Raw genomic sequence first — 2,169 nt, 5'->3', positions numbered from 1 at the left:
GCAGGTAGTAGGCGGTGTCGGCGATCGAGGAATGGCCCAGGTAGGTCTGCAGGACCGGCAGCAACGCGCCGACGTCGTGGCCGTGGGTGAACCAGCGACGCAGGTTGTTGACCACGAACGTATGGCGGAGATCGTGCACGCGGGCGCCGCGGCCTCGACCACCGTGGGAAATGCGGGCCTGCCAGAGGAATCGGCGGAAGTTCTTGTCGATGTTCCCGAGCGTCAGCGGGTTTCCGGCCGTGCCGGGGAAGAACCAGCCACCGCCCGAGCGCCCGATGGCCTGAGCGTGGTAGTCGGTGAGCCTGACGTGTAGCGACGCGCTGACGGGCACCTGCCGGTCTTTGCCGCCCTTCGCGTCGCGGATCTGCAGCACGCCGGCGTCGAGGTCGACGTCGCCGACCTGGAGCAGACGGGCTTCGGAGGCCCGCAGCCCGCAGGCGTAGATCGTGCGGAACAGCACCGGCATGACCAGATGCCGCAACGGGACGTTTGGACAGTAGCGGCAGCGATCGGTCTGGGCGAACAAGGCCGCCAGTTCCTGATCGGTGTAGATGTGCGGGACGTAGCGGGCGGGTCTGGGCAGCGCGCCTTTGGGCAGGACGTAGGCGGGCACGCCCCGGCGGCCCAGCCAACGGGCGAGCTCCCGGACCGGCGCGGCCAGCGTCTGCAGGGTCGCCGGGGTGACGTTCCGCCGCCGCGCGGCCGCAAGCCACGCCTCGACCGAGGCCTGGTCGGGCGCGTTCAGCCCAGGGAACTCGCTGCGGCAGAACGCCTCGAACCGGGCCAGCACCCGCGCCTCGGCCGCGTACTTGTAGCCGACGGCGCGTTTCTGCTCGACCAGCGCCGTGATCGCGTCGGCCATCGTGGTGCCGGCGTTCATCGCGACGCCTCCCACCCGGGCGCGTCCGGGTCCAGGGCGCACCTGGCCAGCAGACCCAGCGACGACTTCAAATACACGCCAGTCGATCGCACCGACTGGTGGCCGAGGACGTCGGCGATCTGCTCGATCGGTGTGCCGTCCTCCATCAACCGCGTGGCCAGGGTGTGTCGCAGCGAGTGCATGCCATGGCGGCGTTTCTCGCTGATCGGCACGTGCGCCACCCGGGCGTGTTTGACCAGGATCTGATGCAGATGATCCTGATCCGAGAACGGGCCGATCGGAGCGAGGTGACGCAGGAACACCTGCGGGCAGTCGCAGACCGGCCGGCCATGGCGGATGTAGTCGATCACCGCCCAGCCGACCTCTTTCAACAACGGCAACTGCACCCGGTCGCCGGTCTTGGCCTGCACCACGCTCAACCGGTTGCCCGGCCAGTCGAAATCGGCGAACTCCAACCGTTTGACGTCGACGCTGCGCAGCCCGAGCCTGGCAACCAGCAAGATGATCGCGTAGTCCCGCTTCCCGCACGGATTACCCCGGTCGACCGCCTCCAGGATCCGGGTCACGTCACCCGGCTCCCACACCGACGGGATCCTGGCCTGCCGACTGGAGCGCACCACCGGGACCGCGTCCAGCACGGCGGCGTCGACCAGCCCCTCGGCGCAGGCGAACCGCAGGAACGACCGCACGGCGCACAGCTTCTGCTCGACGGTTTTGGCCTGGTATCCGGCCAGTGTGGCCACGAACGCCCCGAGCACCCCGGCGTCACACCGGGCCAGCCCGCCCCGCGTGGCCGTGAACGCGACGAACTCCGCGGCCACCGTCATGTAGACCCGCACGGTCGACACCGCGCGGTCAGCGGCCCGCAACCAATCCTGGAACCGGGCGACCGCGTCGGCGGCCTCCCCGGCGAGCTTGTTCACCGACCGCGAGTAGCGGCGCAGCACCGCCCCGTGAACCGCGTACTCGCCCAGCATCTGGGCAACCCTGAACAAATAGACATCGGTGGGTTTGAGCGTGCCCGCCCGCTCCTTCTCAAAGAACCCGTCGCACGCCTCGCCGACCCACACCATCGCCACGTCCAGGGAGAACTCCTCGACGCCACGAGCAGCGAAGAACCTCGCCAGACGACGCCAGCAGCCCCGATACCAGACCAACGTCGATTCCTTGTAGCCCAGCCGCCTCAACTCAGCGTCCAGACCCGACACCAGCGCAGACAACATCGCCATCGCAACCGACCTCCGATCACGCGAGCCCGGCACCATGCCGTGCCCCTGACCGAATCGTCG

Annotated in this window: 2 protein-coding genes; both read right to left on the bottom strand. The window is 68.9% G+C overall.

Annotated elements, in window-relative coordinates; translation table 11 throughout:
• A partial coding sequence (locus tag KJS59_RS25250; RefSeq protein WP_213455459.1) for a tyrosine-type recombinase/integrase occupies nucleotides 1-880 on the bottom strand: 880 nt, incomplete at its 3' end.
• Nucleotides 877-2,109 carry a site-specific integrase gene (locus KJS59_RS25245; RefSeq protein ID WP_213455458.1) on the bottom strand — a complete coding sequence of 411 codons (1,233 nt, stop codon included), beginning with the start codon at nucleotides 2,107-2,109 and terminating at the stop codon, nucleotides 877-879. The genes KJS59_RS25245 and KJS59_RS25250, both read right to left, overlap by 4 nt.
• Between the last annotated feature and the right edge of the window lie 60 nt (nucleotides 2,110-2,169).

The organism is Rhizomonospora bruguierae, from assembly GCF_018397995.1.
Lineage (GTDB): Bacteria > Actinomycetota > Actinomycetes > Mycobacteriales > Micromonosporaceae > Rhizomonospora > Rhizomonospora bruguierae.
Note: the sequence above shows the minus strand (reverse complement) of the source record. Positions and strands in the feature narration are given on the sequence as shown.

What these genes read in the sequence shown, in the direction of transcription:
- KJS59_RS25245 (WP_213455458.1), bottom strand. Translation starts at nt 2,109, where the DNA reads ATGGCGATGTTGTCTGCGCTGGTGTCGGGTCTGGACGCTGAGTTGAGG.